Raw genomic sequence first — 19595 nt, forward strand, 5'->3', positions numbered from 1 at the left:
GGCGGCGCTTAAATGGGAAGGGCGAACGACCACGAGAAATTGGATGAAGACGTTGCTCCCGAACTTGTCTATTCTACTCAGGATATCCCATAGGTCATTTCATGCGTCTCCTCTTTCTCGCCCTCGGGTGGCTGTTCGTAGCGATCGGCATTGTCGGGGCTTTCCTGCCTGTCCTGCCCACTACGCCATTCCTGCTTCTGGCCGTCGGCTGCTTTGCACGCTCCTCGCCGCGGTTGGAAACCTGGCTGCTCGAGCATCCGAAATTCGGGCCGCCCTTGCGCAACTGGCGGGAAAAGGGCGCGATCGCCCGTAAGGCGAAGATCGCGGCGATCTCCCTCATGGCCCTGAGTTATGCGGTCTTCCTGTTCGGCACCTCGCCGCCGCTGTGGCGGGCGGTGCTGGTGGCAGCCGTCATGCTCGGCTCGGCGACCTTCATCGTCACCCGGCCGGATACGTGACCATCTAACCGTTCAGCGGTGTCGCGATTGCGGCAGGACGTAGGGGATATGGGCCGCCGGAATGCGGCCGACGGCGCCGGCGATGCCGTAGACGCTGGCGATGATCTCGTCGTTCACCGTTTCCAGGCAGGCGCCTTCCGCCACCGCCCGGCCGTAATTCAGCACCACGAGATGGTCGGCGAATTCGGCCGCAAGGTTGAGGTCGTGCAGGATGGCGAGCACGATGCCGCCCGCATCGGCGAAATCGCGGGCGATTTCCAGCACCGAGATCTGGTGGCCGAGGTCGAGGCTGGCGGTCGGTTCGTCGAGGAACAGCGCGCGCGGCACGCCGTCCGCGACCGGCTGCGGCACCTGCGCGAGGGCGCGGGCGAACTGCACCCGCTGTTGCTCACCGCCCGACAGCGACGGATACGGCCGGCTTTCGAATCCGCGCAAGCCCACGCGGGAAAGTGCCTGGCGGGCCTGTTCGGTCGGGTTGAGCGCCCCTTGCGCCACCGCTCCCATGCGCACGATTTCGAGCGCGGTGAAGGGGAAGGCGAGCTGCGTCGCCTGCGGCAGAACCGCCCGGCGCCTGGCGAGATCGACCGGCTGGCAGAGATCGACGCTGGCGCCGTGATAGCTGACGAAACCGGTATCCGGCTTCATTTCGCCGGAGATCACTTTCATCAGCGTCGACTTGCCGGCACCGTTCGGGCCGATGACGACGGTGAACCGGCCGGGTTCGAGATCGAGCCCGACATTGTCGATGAGCTTGCGGCCGGAGCGGGTGACGGTGACGTTTTCGGCTGAAATCATGGCATGTCCCGCATGGTGATGCCGTTCTTGCCGAGCAGCAGGAAAAGGAAGACCGGCGCGCCGAACAGGGCGGTGACGACGCCGATCGGCAGTTCCGCCGGAGCGGCCACGGTACGCGCGACACAGTCGGCGATCAGAAGCAAAGCTCCTCCCCCGAGCGCCGAGCCCGGCAGCAGGAAGCGGTGCGACGGCCCCATCACGAGGCGCAGCAGATGCGGCACGACGATGCCGACGAAACCGATCGAACCGGCGACCGCGACGGTGGAGCCACAGGCGGCGGCGACCGCGACGATGACGATCTTCTTCAGCCTCTGAACCGGTATGCCCATATGGAAGGCGGCGGCATCGCCGAGCACCAGCGCGTCGAGCCCGCGCGCCACGAAGGGGATGATGACGATCACCGCGCCGATGAAGGGGAGGATGGAAAACACGCGCCCGAACGTCGCGCCCCCGAGCGAGCCGAGGCTCCAGAACGTGATGTCCCGCAGTTGCCGGTCGTCGGCCATCACGATCATCAGGCCCATCAGGGCCGCCGACAGCGCGCCGATCGCGATACCCGAAAGGATCAGCGTCGTCGTCGAGGTACGCCCGTCGCGGGTGGCGATAAGGTAGAGCATCCAGGTGTTGAACAGCCCACCGAAGAAGGCCATCAACGGCAGGAACTGATTGCCGAGAACCATGGCGACAGGTGCCAGGATGCCGTTGCCGAGCACGATGGCCGCGACTGCGGCAAGGCCCGCGCCGGAGGTGACGCCCACGATGCCGGGATCGGCGAGCGGGTTGCGGAACAGGCCCTGCATCATCGCACCGGAGACGGCGAGCCCGGCGCCGACCAGAAGGCCGAGCGCGGTGCGCGGCAGGCGGACCGCCTCGAGGATCACCCGTTCCTGGGTTGAGAGGCTCGCGCCACTGCCGGTCGCATAGATCCAGAGATCATGCAGATCGACGCCGGTCGGGCCGATACCGAGCGAAAGCAGGCAAGCGACAAACAACGCCGCCGCCAGCAGGAGCAGTACGACGATACCCTTGCGGGTCCGGTCTCCATCCTCCACCGGCCGGAACGGCATCGCCAGCGCCTTCATCATCAGTTGATCGCTCCCGGATAGATTTGTGCGGCGAGCGAGCGAGCGGCGTCCGGCGTGCGCGGCCCGAAACCGAGCAGCAGCAGCCCGTCCATGGTGACAAGCGCCTTGTTGGCGGCAGCAGGCGTCGTCTGCATCGACGGCGTGGCAAAAACCTGCTCCGGTGTGAGAGCGTGGTCGCCACGCGACATCGAGAGCACCACATCCGGCTTGGCGGCGATGACGCCTTCGTCGGCAAGCGGCTTGTAGCCGTTGATGGTCGGCGCGGCATTGACGCCGCCGGCCATTTCGATCACCGCGCCCGCCTCGGTATCGGCACCGCCGGCCATGACGCGATTATTGGTAAGCGAGAGCACGAACAGGACCTTCTTCTTCGGCCCGGGAATTTTCGCGACGTCGGCGGCGAGCTTCTTCAGCCCCTCTTCCGTCTTCACGGCGAGCGCCTCGGCCTTGTCGGAAAGCCCGACGGCCGCGCCCACGTCCCGGATCTTCCTGCCGATCAAATCAGCCTTCGCCGGCGTCGGGATGACGACCATCGGCACTTCGCTGGCCTTGAGGATTTCGATGACGGGCGGCGGGCCGGACCCCTCCTCCATCAGGATCAGATCGGGCTTCTGCCCGAGAATGCCTTCGGCGGAAAGCGCGCGCATATAGCCCACATCGGGCTTGGAAGTCGCCGCATCCGGATAGAAGCTCGTCGAGTCCCGTGCTACGATCCGGTCCTCGGCGCCGAGCGCATAGAGGATCTCGGTGATCGTGCCTCCGATCGAGACGATCCGCTTGGCTTCCGGATTGCCCTTGTCGGACGCTGAGGCGACGCCCGCGGCGAGGCTGGCGCCCAGGAGGACGGCTGCGAATAGCCCTCTGAAGGTGAAGGAAGACCCCATGATACTCTGCTCCTTGTGCGCAGGCCGAAGCGCAAAATGCCCCGGTTCCGCCAAGCCGGCGGCGATAACTTGAGTTGACTACGCAAGTTTTTTGGGCTTTTCAAGGGGACCGGCCACAGATATCTTGAGCCGAAAGTGAAACTTAAAATGAGGGACTGATCATGTATATTGCGATGAACCGATTCCGCGTCGTGCCGGGCTACGAAGACGCATTCGAAGCCATCTGGCGTGGCCGCCAGGGCCGCCTTGCCGAGCTGCCCGGCTATGTGGAGTTCCACATGCTCAAGGGCCCTAAGGCTGAGGACCACACTCTCTACGCATCTCACACCGTCTGGGAAACCTTCGAGGACTTCCAGGCCTGGACGAAGTCGGAACAGTTCCGCGCCGCTCATGCGAATGCCGGCAACAACCGCGCCAAGGTTGAATATCTCTCCGGCCCGCATTTCGAAGGTTTCGAAGTGATCATCCACGAAGACAAGAACGGCGTGCGCGCCGACGCTGCCGCCTGAGGTCGTGATGAACGCCGTTTCCGAAATCAAGCCGGACCGTCGTGAACGGGCGATCGCTGCCCTTGCGGAAAAGCCCGACGGCGTCGTCGAGGCGATCGCCGCCAATGCCGACGTGACGCCTGCCGAGATCCTCGAAATCCTGCCCAGGGGCGCGGCGGTCATCGCCGACAAGGAGAAGTTCGCGGACATCTGGGCCGAGATGAGCACCTGGGGCGAGGTCCTGTTCATCGTCCATACCGAAGACATCGTGCTGGAGGCGGAAGGCAGCCTGCCGATGGGTTCGGAGGGACACGGCTGGTTCAACATCCACGGCGACAGCCCGATCGGCGGTCACATCAAGAAGGACAACTGCGCGTCGGTGACCTTCGTCGACCGTGCCTTCCACGGCCGCCGCTCCTGCTCCGTGTGGTTCATGAATGCCAAGGGTTCGGCAATGTTCAAGGTCTTCGTCAAGCGGGATGCCGCACGCGAACTGATCCCCGAACAGCTGCAGAAGTTCGAGACGCTGCGCGACAGCTACCTGGCATAAACCCAGGCGTTTCTATGAGTTTCGGTGATTCGGGCGAAAAATAACCGTCCGAATCATTTTTAGCGGAACCTTTCGTTTTCCCGTGCATTTGCGTATTATGGCAGACCTCGCGAAGCGGGCTGGCGGCCGTACGATCGTTTTCAGCCACGTGCCGCCCCTGGGTGATTGTCATTGAATGAGGCGCCGCCGCGCCCATAGGCGGACCGGTCGCTTGCCCGATACGAGGAGAGCGATCTTAGCGGCGCGGCGCGCCTCATCGACTTTCAAGTCTGTGAGGCCTCAAAAAGCTGCCTAGAGGGCCGGCACCCATTTCCAGAAAACGCCTTCCATCCGCTCCGGGTAATATTTGAATTCGCATTCGAAACGGCGTCCATAGGCTTCCGCCGCCTTCAAGGCCGCGTCGCTGACCGGCTTCATGCCGGTCCCGGGCGCAAACCAGTCTTCCATCAGGTCATCGGGAATATAGACGCCAATCCTGAGCGGCAGCGCCGTCAGGGTCGTATCGAGTTCTTCAGGCGGCATGACTTTCCTCCTCCACGAAAAGACGAACGTCCCGCAGAACGTCCGTCTCTCCGCGAAGTTCCGGTCTCGGACCGGAAGCCCGATCGGATATCTGGTCAGTGGTGGTCGACGTGATCCGGCTTGCCCTTGCGGTTGGTCGAGGCAAACTCTTCGAGCTGCTTTTCGCTCATGGATTTCTCCATACCCTTCGAAGCGCCCTTGAGTTCGCCCTTCTTGATGTCGCCGCGTTTGGCGGCGAGCGCTGCGCCGGCTGCTTTCTGCTGTGCTTTGGATTTCGCTGGCATATCTGCCTCCTGTTTTATCGTGGCGGTCAACACCGCTCGGCAACGCTTGGTTCCCCCCTGCCCAACGGAACCTCTCCGGCATCGGCGTGTTCTGAACGACAGGCCATCGCTCCCGACGGGCGCGAAGTTGAGGAAAGGAACACCTATGGACGCTGACCGCAAACCCGACACCGCCGATCAATCCGAACACGTCGAACGGGCCGACCGGGAGCGGGCCGACGACGCACTCCAGGCGCAGACGAACGAGACCAATCAGGAGGCTGTCAAGGAAGCATCCCGCCTCGGAGCCGGCGATACCTACCTGGTGGAAACCGACCTCGAAGACCTCGACCAGCGGGTTGACGGCGACCAGCCGGACGGCCGTCCCAGCCCGATGGCGAATGCGGACAATCCCGAACGCTGAAACGCTCCTATCTCTAAAACACCCCGAAACGGAACCTCCCGGCATGTCCGGGTGTTCCTCTGCGCGAGTTCAAATTCGGAGATCCTCGATGAATGCTGAAGCGAATGCCGCGCAGAACCTGCCGAGGGAGAAGGCCACCCACCCGGTCGATACGATGCCGGGAATGGAGGTAAGGGCTGCGCCGACGCTGGCCGACGCGGATTCCGAGGCCTTCGTCGCCGAGGCGGTCGAGGATCTCGTCAAGTGCCACATCCCCTTCCTGCTGGCCGGCACCTTCGCCATCAGCGCCTATACCGGCATCACCCGCCCCACCAAGGATCTCGATATCTTCTGCAAGGCCGGCGATTACGCCCGCATCCTCGCCCACTTCAAAGACAAGGGTTACCAGATCGAAGTCGAGGACGACCGCTGGCTCGGCAAGGTGAAGAAGGGCCGGCATTTCTTCGACGTCATCTTCGCCGCCTCGAACGGCACCATGCCGATTAGCGACGCCTGGTTCGAAAACGCCCGCCAGATCGACATGAACGGCCACAAGGTGCGTATCATCGCGCCGACCGAACTCATCTGGTCGAAATGTTTCGTGCAGCTCCGCCACCGTTATGACGGCGGCGACATCGTCCACATGATCCTGCGCGCCCACGACCAGATCGACTGGGAGCGGCTGCTGAACCACATGGAAGTGCATTGGGAAGTGCTTTTGATCCACCTCCTGAACTTCCGCTGGATCTACCCGACCGAGCGCGACAAGGTGCCCGACTGGCTGCTGGACGAGTTGCTCGACCGCCTGAAGGCGCAGCGCGAACTGCCGCTGCCGCAGATGAAGATCTGCCGCGGCCGCATGTTCAGCCGCGTGGATTTCGAGATCGACGTGAAGGAGTGGGGTTTTGCCGATGTTGGCGGCGAAGGCGACCTTCGCGACGGCGTCGAAGAGGAAACGGCCGAAGGAGGTTTGGCGTGAGCAAGACGACCGACGCAAAGACCGAAACCAGAAAAGCGGAAACGGAAAAGGCGAACGGCAAGCTGAGGATCGCCGCCATGGGCGACCTGCATGTCAAGGAACACGGCACGACGTCCTACAAGGAACTGTTCACCGAGATTTCCCAGGCAGCAGACATCCTTGTCCTCACCGGCGATCTGACCGATCTCGGCAAGGTCAAGGAGGCGGAAATCTTGGCTTCGGACTTGCGCGCCTGCTCGATCCCGATCGTCGGCGTGCTCGGCAATCACGATTACGAATGCGGCTGCGTCGAGGAAGTCACGAACATTCTGAAGGATGCCGGCATCCATCTTCTGGAAGGCCAGGCGGTCGAAATCAACGGTGTCGGTTTTGCCGGAGCCAAGGGCTTCGCCGGCGGCTTCGGCCGCCACATGCTCGGCTCCTTCGGCGAGCCGGCGATCAAGGCCATGGTCACGGAGAGCGTCGAGGAAACGATGCGGCTGGAGAACGCGCTGCGCCAGGTGCGCTCCGAACGGGCGATGGTCGTGCTGCATTACGCGCCGATCCGCGAAACGGTGGCCGGCGAACCGGAGGAGATCTATCCGTTCCTCGGTTCGTCAAGACTGGCCGAGACCATCGATCGTTTTCCGGTGAAAGCCGTGGTCCATGGCCATGCGCATCGCGGCACTTACGAGGGCCGGACGCCGGGCGGGGCGCCCGTCTATAACGTCGCCTCCCATATCGAGAAGCCGTCCGGCAGGCCTTACGCAATGCTGCAGCTCTAGGATATTCTCGTTGCCAAACCCGTCCGTGCCGGACACCCGAGAGGCGTGTTCGTTCATCTGGGCTCGCTGAGTGCCGGATCGCGTCGGCATTTCGACAAGGGCAGTTGGCGCGTGGAGTAAATCTCCCTGACGATTCCGTCTTTCTCGGTCGAAACGTTCATGCAGAAGCAGGCATAGCCGTGACTGTAGTTGATGGTGACATGCTCGCCCTCGGCCATGTCCTTGATCTTGTCCATGCCCTTGGCTTCATAGCCGCCCTGAAGCATGATCAGCCATTCGTTCTGAGCATCGACCAGCGTCCAGTTGCGGGGCGTCGGATTGATCAGCCAGCCGCAACGCGTTTCGGCAAGCGCGGCAGCCGGCAGAAGCAACAACGAGATGCATATCGCAAACAGTCTCTTCATCACCGCCTCCGCTTCAAGGCACGAATATCCTGCGGTGATCCGCGCGTCCACGGCAACTTGCCGGCATATGCTCACACATGCAGCGCATGCCCCAGCGCCTTCAGCGCCGACTCGGCAAACGCCTCCGACTGTGTCGGATGCGCGTGGATCGTGCCTGCGATATCCTCCAGCCGCGCGCCCATCTCGACGGCGATCCCGAATGCCGCAGAGAGTTCGGATATCCCCGCTCCTACGCCCTGGATGCCCAGCACAAGATGGTTGTCGGCCCGCGCCACCACCCGCACGAAACCTTCCTCCGCCGACAGCGTCATCGCCCGGCCGTTGGCGGAAAACGGGAACTGGCCGATCTTGATCTCGCGTCCCGCAGCCTTCGCTTCGTCCGGCGACATGCCGACCGAAACAATCTCCGGATCGGTGAAGCAGACCGCGGGAATGGCGCGCTTGTCCCAGGACCTTCGCTTACCGGAGATGATCTCCGCCACCATCTCGCCCTGCGCCATCGCCCGGTGCGCCAGCATCGGCTCGCCGGTCACGTCGCCGATTGCATAAATGCCGCGCATCGAGGTGCGGCACTGCTCGTCGATCCGAAGGAAACGGCCGTCCGTATCGAGCTCCAGCTCCTCGCGGCCCCAGCCTTCGGTGACCGGCTTGCGGCCGACGGTCACGAGGATCCTGTCTGCGGCGATACGCCTTTCCTCGCCGGAGCCGGTCTCCGCAAGCAAGGCCTCTCCATTTGAGGACGGGCCTTTCACCTTCGTGCCGAGCAGAACCTCGACACCCAAAGCCGCGAGCCGCCTGGCGACGGGCTGGGTAAGCTGCGTATCGTAGAGGGGCAGGATGCGGTCGAGCGCTTCGACGATCGTCACCTTCGACCCGAGCTTGGCAAAGGCGATGCCGAGTTCAAGGCCGATATAACCGGCGCCGACCACCGCGAGCCTCTCCGGCACCTCGGTCAGCGACAGCGCACCGGTCGAAGAAATGACCTTGCCCCCGAACGGCAGCATCGGCAGCTCGACCGGCGCCGAACCCGTGGCAATGACGATGTTTTCGGCGCGGATGACCTGCTCCCCGGTTTCGGTTTCCACGGCGACCGTCTTGCCGTCCCGGAATTTCGCCCGCCCGACGACGATCTTGACGCCGGCCTTTTTGAGAAGACTCGACACACCCATCGTCAGCCGGCCGGTAATACCGTCCTTCCAGGCCATGGTTTTTGCAAGGTCGATGGCCGGGTTATCGGCCTTGATGCCCATCGCATTCCGGCCCGCCGCCATCGCGACGGTCTTCGCGAAATCGTCTGCCGCATGGATCAGCGCCTTGGAGGGAATGCAGCCGATATTGAGACAGGTGCCACCCGGCTTCGCCATTTCGACAATGACGGTGTCTACCCCCAGCTGGCCGGCCCGGATGGCGCAGACATAACCTCCCGGACCGGCCCCGATGACGAGAAGCTTGCAGGTGATCTCTTTCATTGTTGTTCTCTCACCTCACTCCTCGACGAAGATAAGCGCCGGCGTTTCCATCAGCGCCTTCAGGCGCTGCACGAATGTCGCGGCATCCCAGCCGTCGATCACCCGGTGATCGAAGCTGGAAGACAGGTTCATCATCTTGCGCGGCACGAATTGCGTGCCATCCCAATGCGGCCGGACGGCGAGCTTGTTGACGCCGATGATCGCCACTTCCGGGTGGTTGATGACCGGCGTCGAGACGATGCCGCCCATCGCACCGAGCGAGCTGATGGTGATCGTCGACCCCGACAGCTCCTCTCGCAAAGCGGTGCCGTTTTTGGCCGCATCGCTGAGGCGTGCCACTTCCCGGGCGCAGTCAAAGATGTCGCGCGCCTCGGCGTGCTTCACAACCGGCACGACCAGACCCGAGGGCGTCTGCGCCGCAATACCGATATGCACGCCGCCATATTGACGGACGATACCGGCCTCGTCGTCGTAAAGCGCGTTGATGCCCGGCTGCTCACCGAGCGCCTTCACCATCGCCCGCATCAGGAAGGGCAGGATGGTGAGTTTCGGCCGGCCGGGCTTCTGGGTGCCGTTCATGCGGGTCCGCAGCTCTTCGAGCGCGGTCATGTCGATCTCCTCCACATAGGTGATGTGGGGGATGCGGGATTTCGACAGCGCCATCTTTTCGGCGATGCGGCGGCGCAGGCCGACGACCTTGACCTCCTGCACCGCCTTGTTCGGCTGCAGGCCCGCGGCGACAGCCCCGCCGCCACCCTGGCTGTTCAGGAACGCATCCAGATCCTCATGGCTGATGCGCCCGGCCGGACCTGTGCCCGCCACCTGCCGGAGGTCGATGCCCGCTTCCTTGGCCCGAAGGCGGACGGCCGGCGGCGCCAGCGGTTTTTCACCTTCGGCGCGGGGCGCGCCGGCATGAGGCGGAGCTTTGGCCACAGGGGACGGCGCAGCCATCTCAGCTTTTGGTTTAAGAGATTCAACCTTTTTCTCAAGAGCCTGTTCGAGAGCTGCAACGGGCAAAACAACCGGTTTAACCCGTGGCTCCTCCCCGCGGTCACCGTTCTCGGCCTCCGGCTCCTCGCCGTCGCTCCCCTCACCGGCGATCCTGATCTTGAGGATGACGGTACCGGTGGCGATCACGTCGCCCACCTCGCCATGCCGCCAGGTCACCTCGCCTTCAACCGGCGACGGAATTTCGACGGTCGCCTTGCCGGTCATCACCGCGGCGAGCACCATGTCCTCGCGCACCAGGTCGCCGACATTGACGTGCCATTCCACCAGCTCGGCTTCCGCCACGCCTTCGCCGACGTCCGGCAGCTTGATGAGTTTTTCCGCCATGTCTCAGGCCTCCATCATGTCGCGCAGCGCCCGGCCGACACGGGCCGGCCCCGGAAAATAATCCCATTCCTGCGCATGCGGATAAGGCGTGTCCCAGCCCGCCACCCGGATGACCGGCGCTTCGAGATGGTAGAAGCAGTGCTCCTGTACCAAAGCCGCCAGTTCCGCGCCGAAGCCGGAGGTGAGCGTCGCCTCGTGCACCACCATGCATCGCCCGGTCTTCTTCACCGAGGTGACGATCGTGTCGAGGTCGAGCGGCATGAGGGTGCGCAGGTCGATGATCTCGGCATCGATGCCGGTTTCCTCGGCCGTCGCCTCGGCCACATGCACCATCGTGCCATAGGCAAGCACTGTCACCGCCGAGCCCGGACGCCGCACCACCGCCTTGCCGAGCGGCACCACGTAATGTTCGGCCGGCACCTCGCCGAGCGGATGCCCCGCCCAGGAGGTCACCGGCCGGTCGTGATGGCCGTCGAAGGGGCCGTTATAGAGCCGCTTCGGTTCGAGGAAGATCACCGGGTCCGGGTTCTCGATCGAGGCGATCAGCAGGCCCTTGGCGTCATAGGGATTGGAGGGCACCACGACCTGCAGGCCGCAGACATGGGTGAACAGCGCCTCCGGGCTCTGGCTATGCGTCTGCCCGCCGAAGATGCCGCCGCCGGTCGGCATGCGCACGGTGATGCCGCAGGTGAAATCGCCGTTGGACCGGTAACGCAGCCGCGCCGCCTCCTGGGTGAGCTGGTCGTAGGCCGGATACATGTAATCGGCGAACTGGATCTCGACGCAGGGTTTGAGCCCATAGGCCGCCATGCCGATCGCCGCTCCGACAATGCCGGATTCGTTGATCGGCGCGTCGAAGCAGCGCGTCTTGCCGTATTTCTGCTGCAGCCCCTGGGTGCCGCGGAAGACGCCGCCGAAATAACCGACATCCTCGCCGAACACGACCACATCACCGTCGCGCTCCATGGAGACATCCATGGCACTGCGGATCGCCTCGATCATCGTCATCCGCGGCATGGGCGGGCCTCCGGGGAAAGTTCGGCGCTGCGGACATGCCCCTCATCCGCCCTCCGGGCACCTTCTCCCCGTAAACGGGGCGAAGGGGGCACGCCGGCGCTGCGGTAAAGACCCCTCTCCCCGCGCGCGGGGAGAGGATGCCGGCAGGCAGGTGAGGGGCAGAGCTGAATGGAAACGCCAATCATCCTCACACCCCCGCCTGCTGCCGCTGCCGCTTCAGATGCGGCGGCATTTCCGCGTAGACGCCTTCGAACATGTCCCGCATCGAAGGCCTGCCGCCGGAATGCAGCGTGCCGTGGCGCTCCGCCTCCTTCTGGGCGGCGACAACCGTGTCGCGGATTTCCGCCTCCATCTGTTTGTGGCGTTCCTCGCTCCAAGTGCCGATGCGGATCAGGTGGTTCTTTAACCGGATGACGGGATCGCCGAGCGGCCACGCCTCCGACTCCTCCTTCGGGCGATAGGCGGAGGGATCGTCGGAGGTGGAATGCGCGCCGACGCGATAGGTGACGTATTCGACCAGCGTCGGGCCGATATTGCGCCTCGCCCGATCCGCCGCCCATTTGGCGACCGCGTGCACGGCGAGATAGTCGTTGCCGTCGACGCGCAGCGACGGCAGGCCGTAACCAAGGCCGCGGGCGGCAAACGTGCCCGAACCGCCGCGGGCAACACCCTGGAAGGTCGAGATGGCCCATTGGTTGTTGACGACATTGAGGACCACGGGCGCCCGATAGGTGGAGGCAAAGACCAGCGCCGAATGAAAATCCGACTCGGCCGTCGATCCGTCGCCGATCCAGGCAGCGGCGATCTTCGTATCGTTCTTGATCGCCGACGCCATGGCCCAGCCGACGGCCTGTACATATTGGGTGGCGAGATTGCCGGAGATGGTGAAGAAGCCGAATTCCTTCGACGAATACATGATCGGCAATTGCCGCCCCTTCAGAGGATCGGCATCGTTGGAATAGATCTGGTTCATCATCTCGACCATCGGATAGCCGCCGGCGATCAAGAGGCCTGCCTGCCGATAGGTCGGAAAGTTCATGTCGCCCGGCAGAAGCGCCTTGCGGAAGGCGCAGGAGACCGCCTCCTCGCCGAGATGCTGCATGTAGAAGGACGTCTTGCCCTGCCTCTGCGCCATCAGCATGCGCTGATCGAAGACGCGCAGCAGCATCATGTGCTTCAGCCCCTCCATCAGTTCCTCTGATATCAGCGAGCCGGCCCAGGGGCCGACGGCCTCGCCCTCGCGGTCGAGCACGCGGATGATCGAATAGGCGAGGTCGCGGATCTCCTTCGGATCGACATCCACGTCCGGCCGTCGCACCGAGCCGGCCTTGGGGATCGGCACATTGGAGAAATCCGGCTTGCCGCCCGGCCGTACCTCCGGCTCGGGCACATGCAGGCTCAGTCTCTGTCCATCCGTCATTCGTTTCTCCTCCCAAAGAACCGATCAAAATTTGCCGTTCAGCGCGGCGCCATCCGGAGCGCCCCGTCGAGGCGGATCACTTCGCCGTTCAGCATCGGGTTTTCGATGATGTCGCGCACCAGCCGCGCGAATTCCGCCGGCCGTCCGAGCCGCGGCGGAAACGGCACCGACTTGCCGAGCGAGGCGCGCACCTCGTCGGAAAATCCGGCCATCATCGGCGTCTCGAATATGCCGGGCGCGATCGTCATCATGCGGATGCCGTCGCGGGCAAGCTCGCGGGCGATCGGCAGGGTCATGCCGGCAACCGCCGCCTTCGACGCGGAATAGGCCGCCTGCCCGATCTGCCCGTCATAGGCGGCGACCGAAGCCGTGGCGACCAGCACGCCGCGCTCGCCCTCCTCGTTCGGCTCGGCTTTGGCGATCGCCTGCGCCGCCAGCCGGATCACGTTGAACGTGCCGATCGTGTTGATCTCCAGCGCGCGGGCGAAACTTTCGAGCGCATGGACGCCTTGCTTGCCGAGCACCTTTTCCGATGGCGCGATGCCGGCGCAACAAACCGCCCCGCGGATCGGGCCGTTGGCCGCCTCGGCCTCGGCGACGGCTTTCTCCACCGCCTCGCCGCTGCGCACATCCGTCTTCACGAAGACCGCGCCCTTGCCGAGTTCCTCCGCTCTCGCCTGACCGCTCGTCTCGTCAAGGTCGAGCAAAGCGACGCAACCACCGGCTTCGACAAGCATTTTAGCTGTCGCAAGCCCAAGTCCGGACGCCGCACCGGTCACCAGGAAATTTCCGCCTTCGATCCGCATCCCGCCCTCCTCAGTTCGCCAGCCCGCGGGCGATAATGATCTTCTGGATGTCGGACGTGCCCTCGTAGATCTGGCAGACGCGGACATCGCGATAGATGCGCTCGACTGGGAAATCGGAAATATAGCCGTAACCGCCGAGCGTCTGGATCGCCGCCGAACAGACTTTCTCGGCCATCTCAGAGGCGAACAGCTTTGCCATGCAGGCCTCGTCGAGACACGGCTCGCCGCGATCCTTCAGCCTTGCGGCATGCAGCACGAGTTGTCGGGCTGCCTCAATCTGGGTCTTCGCATCCGCCAGCCGGAAGGCGATCGCCTGGTGATCGAGCAGCAGCTTTCCAAAAGTCCTGCGCTCTTTCGCATAGGTGAGTGCCACGTCGAAGGCGGCCTGCGCCATGCCGACGCATTGGGCCGCGATGCCGATCCGCCCCGCTTCCAGCCCCGACAGCGCGATCTTCAGCCCTGCCCCCTCGGCGCCGATCCGCTGGCTTTCCGGGATGCGCATATTGTCGAACATCAGCGCGGCAGTATCGGACGCCTTCTGCCCCAGCTTCTCCTCGATCTTGGAGATCGAAAATCCGGGAACATCCGTCGAGGTGACGAAGGCCGAGATGCCGCGTTTGCCGGCACTCGGATCGGTGACGGCAAAGATGATCACCGTACCGGCGATCTTGCCCGAGGTGATGAACATCTTCGAGCCGTTGATTACGTAGTCGCTGCCGTCCCGCGTGGCCCGGGTGCGGATCGCCGCCGCGTCCGAGCCGGTATCGGCCTCGGTCAGCGCAAAGGCGCCGATATGGCTGCCCTCGGCAAGCGGACGCAGGAACCGTTCCTTCTGGTCGTCGGAAGCATGCATGTCGAGGAGGGAGCAGACCGGCGAATTGTGGACGCTGACCAGCGTCGAGATCGCGCCGTCGCCGGCGGCGATCTCCATCAGGGCGCTGGCATAGGCGACATAGGAACAACCGACGCCGCCCCATTCCTCCGCCGTCCGCATGCCGAGAAACCCGAGTTCACCGAGCTGTTTCAGCACGTCCGGCTCGATCGCGTGCGACTTGTCGCGCGCCGCGGCGCCTGGTTTCAGGACCTCCCGGGAAAACTCCGCGGCAGTCGAGCGGATAAGCTCTTCCTCCTCAGTCAGCATGCACTGATCTCCTCCCCGAAACCGCCTGCATGACTGCTAAATTAGAGCCGAACCGGGCCGCCGACTACTCCTTTGAACTTGTTATTTGTTACACCGCCGCGCAATTTTGTTGCGCGTATGCCCCACAATGGAACTCGAAGCGACTTCGACCGTTTGGCGGTCTCTCTCAACCAGGGGCAGGCCAGCATGTCGGACTTGAATGCCGTTACCGAGTTTCGTGCCTTTCCAAAGACATGGGGAGCCGAATATGTCGCGGCCGGCGAGGTAAGATTCCGGCTCTGGGCGCCGGGTCAGGAGATCGTGACGCTGAGGCTGAACGGCGACGACACGGAGATGAGCCGCAGCGACGACGGCTGGTTCGAACTGCTGGCCACCGGCATCGCCCCCGGCTCGGAGTACAGCTACGTGCTTGCGGACGGGACGGTCGTGCCCGATCCCGCCTCACGGGGGCAGAAGGACGGCGTCAACGGCCCTTCGCTGGTGATCGATCCGACAAGCTATACATGGCAGCATGCCGAATGGCCGGGGCGGCCCTGGGAGGAGACGGTCGTCTACGAACTCCATATCGGCACGTTCACCGAGCAAGGCACTTTCAAGGCCGCGATCGAGAAACTGCCCTATCTGGCCGAACTCGGCATCACCATGATCGAGGTCATGCCTGTCGCTCATTTCGGCGGCGACCGAGGCTGGGGTTACGACGGCGTCCTTCTCTATGCGCCGCATGCCGCCTATGGCCCGCCGGAGGATTTCAAGGCTTTCATCGATGCCGCCCACGGCCACGGATTGACGGTGGTGCTCGACATCGTGCTCAACCATTTCGGCCCCGAGGGCAACTATCTGCCGCTTCTGGCGCCCGACTTCTTCCTCAAGGAGAAGACGACGCCCTGGGGTGCGGCGATCGCCTATGATGTCGAGCCGGTGCGGCGCTACATCACCGAATGCGCGCTCTACTGGCTGGAGGAATTCCACCTCGACGGGCTGCGCTTCGACGCCATCGACCAGATCGACGATTCGTCGGAAAAACACGTTCTCATCGAGATCGCCGAGCGCATCCGCGCCGAGATCCCCGAGCGGGCCATCCACCTGACGACGGAGGACAGCCGCAACGTCACGTTCCTGCACCCCCGCGCCGAAGACGGCAGGGCGCCGCTATTCACCGCCGAGTGGAACGACGACCTCCACAACGCAGCCCATGTGTTTGCGACCGGCGAGACGCATGCCTATTACGAGGACTTCGCCAAGGAGCCCGAAAAGCTCGTGGCGCGGGCGCTGGCGGAAGGTTTTGCCTACCAGGGTGAAACCTCGCCTCAGACCGGGAAAAAACGCGGCGTACAGAGCCTCGACCAGCCGCCGGTCGCCTTCGTCGATTTCATCCAGAACCATGACCAGGTCGGCAATCGGGCGCAGGGCGAACGGTTGATCGAACTGGCCGGCGCCGACAGGGTGAAGGCGCTCCTCGCCATGCTCATTCTGTCGCCGCATATCCCGCTCCTGTTCATGGGTGAAGAATATGGCGAGACCAACCCCTTCCTGTTCTTCACCGATTTCCACGGCGATCTTGCCAAGGCCGTTCGCGACGGCCGCCGCAAGGAATTCGAAGGCCATGCCGGTCACGAGGGCGAGACGGTTCCCGATCCGAATGCGCAAAAGACCTTCGATGTCAGCAAGCTCGATTGGAAGAAGCTCAAAGCCGCGGACGGCAGGGACTGGCTGGAATTCACCAAAACGCTCCTGAAGCTGCGGCAGGAGATCGTTGTGCCGCTTCTAGGCTCTGCCCGCGGCCGCTCCGGCAAGGTGTTGAAGGCGGACAAGGGTTTCCTCGCGGTCTCCTGGGATTTCCCGGACGGCAAGCTCTCGATGGCGATCAACATTGGCGCGAAGGCGCAGGCGACGCCGGACATGCCCGGCAAGGCAATCTTCGCATGGCCCGAACAGGCAAAGGACCTGCCGCCCAACTCCATCCTCGTCCGCGCCGGAGCCGCCGAATGATGATCCCGACCGCCACCTACCGCCTCCAGTTCCGCAACGGCATGACCTTCGATCGCGCGATCGGGCTGGTGCCCTATCTGAAGCGGCTCGGCATCAGCCATCTCTATGCCTCGCCGATCTTCACCGCCACGACCGGTTCGACCCACGGCTACGACGTGACCGACGCCAACGGGATCGATCCCGCGATCGGCGGCCGCGACGGTTTCGAACGGATGGTGAAGGCGCTGAAGGCCGAGGGCCTCGGGCTGATTCTCGACATCGTTCCGAACCACATGGCCGCCTCGCTTGAAAACCCCTGGTGGCGCGACGTCGTCGAGAATGGCGAGAAGAGCCGATACGCCCGCCATTTCGACATCGACTGGACGCGACGCCTGACTTTGCCCTTCCTCGGCGACACGTTCGAAAAGGTGCTGGACGCCGGCGAGATTGCCGTCAAGGCCGATCCGGAGAACGGCAAGCCCGCCTTGGCCTATTACGACACGTATTATCCGCTGACGCCGGCGAGCTACGCCGGCCGCGAGGAGGAAACTCTGGAGATCACCGATCGCGCGGCGATTGCCGGGCTGCACGACCGGCAACCCTACAGGCTGATGTCCTGGCGGGATGCGCCGCGCGAACTCTCCTATCGCCGTTTCTTCGAGATCACCGGGCTTGCCGGCGTGCGGGTGGAGGACGATGTCGTGTTCGACGATACCCACCGGCTGATCCTCGAACTCGTCCACAGCGGCAAGGTCGATGGCCTTCGCGTCGACCATGTCGACGGCTTGGCAGATCCGAAAGCCTATCTCGAACACCTGCGGCACGAGGCCGGGCCGGAATGCTACATCACCGTCGAAAAGATCCTCGGCGAAGGCGAGCATATCCCTGGCGACTGGCCGATCTCGGGCACGACCGGCTACGAGTTCATCGCGGCCGTCAGCGACGCGCTGGTCGATGGCCGGAAGCTGGACGAACTGCGGAGCGCGTATGAAAAGGCAATCGGCGAACCGGTGGACATGGAAACCGAACTCCGCGCCGCGAAGCTCTTGATGGCCGACAACAATTTTGCCGGCGAGGTTTCGACGCTGCTCAATATCGCCAAGCAGGTTCAATCCGTGGAAGATCCCGGGTCCGCGCTGTCGGAGGCGACGGTAAAGACGGCATTGCGGGAACTGCTCGTCGCTTTCCCGGTCTACCGCACCTATGGCACGCGGGAGGGCCTTCCGCCGGAAGGACGTGAAATGCTGGCGAACGTTCTCGACAAGGTGCGCAACGGCCCGAACCCGCCGGAGGACGCCGCACTCGCCTTCCTCGAACGCGTTCTGGCGGGCAACGTCGAACCGGTGGCAGCACCCGTGGCCTCGATTTTCCGCACCCGGTTCCAGCAGCTCACCGGTCCACTGATGGCGAAGTCTGTGGAGGATACGCTGTTCTTCCGTCAGCACATGGCACTCGCCCTCAACGAGGTCGGAGCCGAGCCCCTGCCCCGGGCCTACTCGCTCGATCGCTTTCATACGGAGATGCGGACGCGGCTGGAAAGGCAGCCCGACGCGCTGTCGGGCACCTCCACCCACGACACCAAGCGCGGCGAGGATGCCCGCGCCCGGCTCTATGCGATCACCGAAGCCCCCGACCTGTGGGCCGATGCCGTGGGCCGCTGGCGAGGCATGAACAGATCCGCCGTCCGGCCACTCGATGACGGCCCCGCCCCCGAACCCGCGGTCGAGTGGATGCTGTATCAGGCGCTCGCCGGCGTCTGGCCGAACGATCTCGAGGCAGGAGACGCGGCGGGCCTCGAGGCGCTGCAGACACGTTTCCTCGCCTATGTCGGAAAGGCGTTGCGCGAGGCAAAGCTGCGCACCAACTGGGGCACGGCCAACGAGGCCTACGAACAGGCGGTCATGGATTACGCCCGGACCCTCCTGTCGCCTGGCAACCAGGCCTTTCTTACGGACTTCGTCGATACGCTCCGCCCGTTCGTCCGCGCCGGCCTCGTCAACGGCATTACCCAGACGATCGTCAAGCTGACGGCGCCCGGCGTACCGGACATCTATCAGGGCAGCGAAAGCCTCGACCTGAGCCTCGTCGATCCGGACAATCGCCGCGAACCGGATTTCGGCATGCTGCGGCAACGGCTGGCGGAAAGGGAAAAACTTACCTCCACGCAGGAGGAGGAATGGCAGAGCGGCCGGCTGAAACAGCATATCATCGCCACCCTGCTGCGCGTGCGCCAGGAGGCGCCGACGCTGTTCCGCAGGGGCGAATACCTGCCCCTGACGGCATCGGGCAAGCGAGCCGACAATATCCTGGCCTTCGCGCGCGCCGATATGGACGATGCCTTCGTCGTCGTCGCGCCGCGACTGGTGATCAACGCGCTCCATACCGGGCTAGCTCCGTCGCGATCGGAGCGCTGGGCGGAAACCGAGGTCGCCTTGCCCGAACGGCTCGGCAATCGCCGCTACCGCGACGTCTGCACGGGCAAGGTGATCGATCCCAAGGATCGCATTGCGATTAACTGGGCGTTCGCCGACCATCCCTTCGCGCTTCTGCTGGCGGAGTGATCCGCCGGCGCTTCGAAGGTGAAGCCGACAAAGAGAAGGCGCCGATCCCTGCGGACGGCGCCTTATCCATATCCTTCAGCTTGCTTCACACCGATCAGCCTATGCCGATGAAGGACAGAACGGCGAGAACGATAACGACGGCTCCCACGAGCCATACGATGCTGTTCATGACTGTCTCCTTTTCAGTTCGCTCCGGGTGGAAGCATGGCTTCCGATTGGATTCATTCAATAAATCAAGCAAACCCGACGAGATTCAGAACGGCGATGACGATGACGACTGCGC

At 63.8% G+C, this 19595-nt stretch carries 20 protein-coding genes; 8 read left to right on the forward strand and 12 right to left on the reverse strand.

Annotation, left to right across the window (positions count from 1 at the left end; genetic code table 11):
- Window positions 1–101 precede the first annotated feature (101 nt).
- Window positions 102–458 (forward strand): YbaN family protein, encoded by a 357-nt coding sequence (locus J2X76_RS10070; protein ID WP_113285216.1) that lies wholly within the window; start codon window positions 102–104, stop codon window positions 456–458.
- A gap of 12 nt (window positions 459–470) precedes the next feature.
- On the opposite strand, the gene J2X76_RS10075 is transcribed toward J2X76_RS10070, so the two are convergent.
- From J2X76_RS10075 to J2X76_RS10085, 3 genes are read right to left on the reverse strand one after another with little or no spacing between them, the layout of a single operon-like run.
- Complete coding sequence (locus J2X76_RS10075) at window positions 471–1253, reverse strand: heme ABC transporter ATP-binding protein (RefSeq protein WP_310215519.1); 783 nt, start codon at window positions 1251–1253, stop codon at window positions 471–473.
- Entirely contained in the window at window positions 1250–2338 is a 1089-nt protein-coding gene (locus J2X76_RS10080) for an iron ABC transporter permease (RefSeq protein ID WP_310215521.1), read from the reverse strand. The genes J2X76_RS10075 and J2X76_RS10080 overlap by 4 nt, the downstream gene beginning before the upstream one ends.
- Entirely contained in the window at window positions 2338–3222 is an 885-nt protein-coding gene (locus J2X76_RS10085; RefSeq protein WP_310215523.1) for an ABC transporter substrate-binding protein, read from the reverse strand. Before J2X76_RS10085 ends, J2X76_RS10080 begins: the two co-directional genes overlap by 1 nt.
- Window positions 3223–3383: 161 nt before the next feature.
- On the opposite strand from J2X76_RS10085, the gene J2X76_RS10090 reads away from it, so the two are divergent.
- Both J2X76_RS10090 and hutX read left to right on the forward strand, forming a co-directional pair.
- Window positions 3384–3731, forward strand: coding sequence for an antibiotic biosynthesis monooxygenase (locus J2X76_RS10090; RefSeq protein ID WP_113126497.1), 348 nt, complete (start codon window positions 3384–3386; stop codon window positions 3729–3731).
- 7 nt (window positions 3732–3738) lie between these two features.
- Window positions 3739–4260 carry a heme utilization cystosolic carrier protein HutX gene (gene hutX / locus J2X76_RS10095; RefSeq protein WP_310215525.1) on the forward strand — a complete coding sequence of 174 codons (522 nt, stop codon included), beginning with the start codon at window positions 3739–3741 and terminating at the stop codon, window positions 4258–4260.
- A gap of 291 nt (window positions 4261–4551) precedes the next feature.
- On the opposite strand, the gene J2X76_RS10100 is transcribed toward hutX, so the two are convergent.
- The gene (locus J2X76_RS10100; protein WP_113126495.1) at window positions 4552–4782 is read right to left on the reverse strand and encodes a hypothetical protein; all 231 of its coding nucleotides are present in this window, start codon (window positions 4780–4782) and stop codon (window positions 4552–4554) included.
- 95 nt (window positions 4783–4877) lie between these two features.
- Window positions 4878–5066 carry a DUF3008 family protein gene (locus J2X76_RS10105; protein WP_310215528.1) on the reverse strand — a complete coding sequence of 63 codons (189 nt, stop codon included), beginning with the start codon at window positions 5064–5066 and terminating at the stop codon, window positions 4878–4880.
- Between the two features lie 145 nt (window positions 5067–5211).
- Between J2X76_RS10105 and J2X76_RS10110 the strand changes: the two genes are divergently transcribed.
- The 3 genes from J2X76_RS10110 (at window position 5212) to J2X76_RS10120 (ending at window position 7191) form a co-directional block, all read left to right on the forward strand.
- On the forward strand, window positions 5212–5469 hold the full coding sequence (locus J2X76_RS10110) for a hypothetical protein (protein WP_310215530.1): 258 nt from the start codon (window positions 5212–5214) through the stop codon (window positions 5467–5469).
- A 163-nt stretch (window positions 5470–5632) separates the two neighbouring features.
- Window positions 5633–6427 (forward strand): nucleotidyltransferase family protein, encoded by a 795-nt coding sequence (locus tag J2X76_RS10115; protein ID WP_113126746.1) that lies wholly within the window; start codon window positions 5633–5635, stop codon window positions 6425–6427.
- A gap of 62 nt (window positions 6428–6489) precedes the next feature.
- Window positions 6490–7191: a metallophosphoesterase gene (locus tag J2X76_RS10120; protein ID WP_310216532.1), complete on the forward strand. Its 702-nt coding sequence runs from the start codon at window positions 6490–6492 to the stop codon at window positions 7189–7191.
- 53 nt (window positions 7192–7244) lie between these two features.
- Here the strand turns inward: J2X76_RS10120 and J2X76_RS10125 are convergent, their stop codons facing one another.
- The 7 genes from J2X76_RS10125 to J2X76_RS10155 all read right to left on the reverse strand — a co-directional run bounded on the left by J2X76_RS10125 (window position 7245) and on the right by J2X76_RS10155 (window position 14783).
- Entirely contained in the window at window positions 7245–7595 is a 351-nt protein-coding gene (locus tag J2X76_RS10125) for a DUF4087 domain-containing protein (RefSeq protein WP_113126492.1), read from the reverse strand.
- Between the two features lie 71 nt (window positions 7596–7666).
- Window positions 7667–9064 carry a dihydrolipoyl dehydrogenase gene (gene lpdA, locus J2X76_RS10130; protein WP_310215537.1) on the reverse strand — a complete coding sequence of 466 codons (1398 nt, stop codon included), beginning with the start codon at window positions 9062–9064 and terminating at the stop codon, window positions 7667–7669.
- Between the two features lie 15 nt (window positions 9065–9079).
- Window positions 9080–10399, reverse strand: a complete 1320-nt coding sequence (locus J2X76_RS10135) for a dihydrolipoamide acetyltransferase family protein (protein ID WP_310215539.1) — start codon at window positions 10397–10399, stop codon at window positions 9080–9082.
- Window positions 10400–10402: 3 nt separating this feature from the next.
- Window positions 10403–11416 (reverse strand): alpha-ketoacid dehydrogenase subunit beta, encoded by a 1014-nt coding sequence (locus J2X76_RS10140; RefSeq protein ID WP_310215542.1) that lies wholly within the window; start codon window positions 11414–11416, stop codon window positions 10403–10405.
- A gap of 187 nt (window positions 11417–11603) precedes the next feature.
- Window positions 11604–12836, reverse strand: coding sequence for a 3-methyl-2-oxobutanoate dehydrogenase (2-methylpropanoyl-transferring) subunit alpha (locus tag J2X76_RS10145; protein WP_310215544.1), 1233 nt, complete (start codon window positions 12834–12836; stop codon window positions 11604–11606).
- A gap of 38 nt (window positions 12837–12874) precedes the next feature.
- Window positions 12875–13642 carry an SDR family NAD(P)-dependent oxidoreductase gene (locus J2X76_RS10150; protein ID WP_310215547.1) on the reverse strand — a complete coding sequence of 256 codons (768 nt, stop codon included), beginning with the start codon at window positions 13640–13642 and terminating at the stop codon, window positions 12875–12877.
- 10 nt (window positions 13643–13652) lie between these two features.
- The gene (locus tag J2X76_RS10155) at window positions 13653–14783 is read right to left on the reverse strand and encodes an acyl-CoA dehydrogenase family protein (protein ID WP_310215549.1); all 1131 of its coding nucleotides are present in this window, start codon (window positions 14781–14783) and stop codon (window positions 13653–13655) included.
- A gap of 186 nt (window positions 14784–14969) precedes the next feature.
- Here J2X76_RS10155 and treZ point away from each other — a divergent pair, with 186 nt between their 5' ends.
- Together treZ and treY are read left to right on the forward strand one after the other, a co-directional pair.
- Entirely contained in the window at window positions 14970–16772 is a 1803-nt protein-coding gene (treZ, locus tag J2X76_RS10160) for a malto-oligosyltrehalose trehalohydrolase (protein ID WP_310215552.1), read from the forward strand.
- Window positions 16769–19312: a malto-oligosyltrehalose synthase gene (treY, locus tag J2X76_RS10165; RefSeq protein WP_310215554.1), complete on the forward strand. Its 2544-nt coding sequence runs from the start codon at window positions 16769–16771 to the stop codon at window positions 19310–19312. The genes treZ and treY overlap by 4 nt, the downstream gene beginning before the upstream one ends.
- Window positions 19313–19595 lie beyond the last annotated feature (283 nt).

This window comes from Neorhizobium sp. 2083 (assembly GCF_031455615.1).
Classification (GTDB): Bacteria; Pseudomonadota; Alphaproteobacteria; order Rhizobiales; family Rhizobiaceae; genus Neorhizobium.